The sequence below is a fragment of the Schaalia cardiffensis genome (assembly GCF_016405145.1).
In the GTDB taxonomy this organism is placed as follows: Bacteria; Actinomycetota; Actinomycetes; order Actinomycetales; family Actinomycetaceae; genus Pauljensenia; species Pauljensenia cardiffensis.
The window spans coordinates 1-1,156 of sequence record NZ_JAEKIA010000033.1 but is presented as its reverse complement, the minus strand read 5'-3'; the positions used below and the strand labels follow the sequence as shown (position 1 = coordinate 1,156).

At 62.9% G+C, this 1,156-nt stretch carries 1 protein-coding gene, 1 pseudogene and 1 other annotated feature; the gene and the pseudogene both read right to left on the bottom strand.

What is annotated here, in order from left to right; translation table 11 throughout:
• Window positions 1-30: 30 nt before the first annotated feature.
• On the bottom strand, window positions 31-249 hold the full coding sequence (locus JFX23_RS09670) for an integrase core domain-containing protein (RefSeq protein WP_198776649.1): 219 nt from the start codon (window positions 247-249) through the stop codon (window positions 31-33).
• Window positions 242-1,015: pseudogene (locus tag JFX23_RS09250) on the bottom strand (IS3 family transposase); the annotation flags it as partial. The pseudogene JFX23_RS09250 and the gene JFX23_RS09670, both read right to left, overlap by 8 nt.
• Window positions 893-1,024 (bottom strand) — a sequence feature (AL1L pseudoknot). Its footprint overlaps the pseudogene before it by 123 nt.
• Window positions 1,025-1,156: the final 132 nt, after the last annotated feature.

Here is a 1,156-nt window from a genome sequence, read left to right as displayed (position 1 = left end):
TGTCAAGCCCCGGGTTTTGTAGAGGGTGTTTCATCTGGTTGCGGCGGCTGCCTTTTGGGGGGTGTGGGGTCTGGTCTGTTCCGGCGGGGGTGGGGTGTGAGCGTTGTCGTGTTCTTCTGGGGTGTGCATGTTGATCGCGGAATGAGGGCGGATGGTGTTGTACCAGTGGACCCATTGGGCCGTCGCGATCTCCAGGTCGTCGATGGAGTTCCAGGGGCCCTTGTTTCGGACCAGTTCGGCTTTATACAACGAGTTGAGTGCCTCGGCGAGCGCGTTGTCGTAGGAGCCGACCGAGGAGACGGCGTCGCAGTCGGCAAGGGGCGTGCCCGTAACGGATCGCGGTGTACTGGACGCCCCGATCCGAATGGTGAATGAGGCCTGTTAGGTCGGCGCCGTCGCGGCGTCGACGCCAGATCGCCATTTTCAACGCGTCGAGGGCGAGGTCGGTGTACAAGCTGGTGGAGGTCTGCCACCCCAGGATCCGACGCGAGTAGACGTCGGTGACGAACGCGACGTACACCCACCCGGCGTGCGTCTTCACGTAGGTGATGTCCGCCACCCACAAGATGTTCGGCGCGAGCGCAGCGAAATGCCGATTCACCCGGTCCATCGGACACTGATCCTTGGGTGTGGACCGGGTAGTGTTCGGGCTCTTTGCCCTCCGGATGCCGCTGATACTCATGGCTCTCATGAGGCGCTCCACCGTGCAGCGGGCGACATGACCTGCCCCATGGTGTGCGGCAGCCTCGGACCGGTTGAGCATGACGTGCATCTTCCGAGCGCCGAAGGCCTCATAGTTCTCCTCATAAATCCGGCGGATCTCCCCCTTCAACACGTCAACACGCTGCGATCGGGCCGATGGGGGACGCTGCTTGCGCGCCCAATACGCCGACGGGGCGACCTGGACACCGGCTGACACCAGCTGCTCACAGATCAGCTCGACCCCGTACTCTGCCCGGTTCTCATCGATAAACCCATCAATGTCTCTTATCGGCGGCCTGGCTCCGCCTGGGCGAAATACGCGCTCGCTTTCCTCAAGATCTCGTTGGCGCGCCGCAGCTCCCGGTTCTCCTTCTCCAACTCCCGGATCCGCTGGGCATCCGCACTCGTCGTCCCCGCCCGAAGACCACCATCAATCTCCGAACGCTTCACCCAG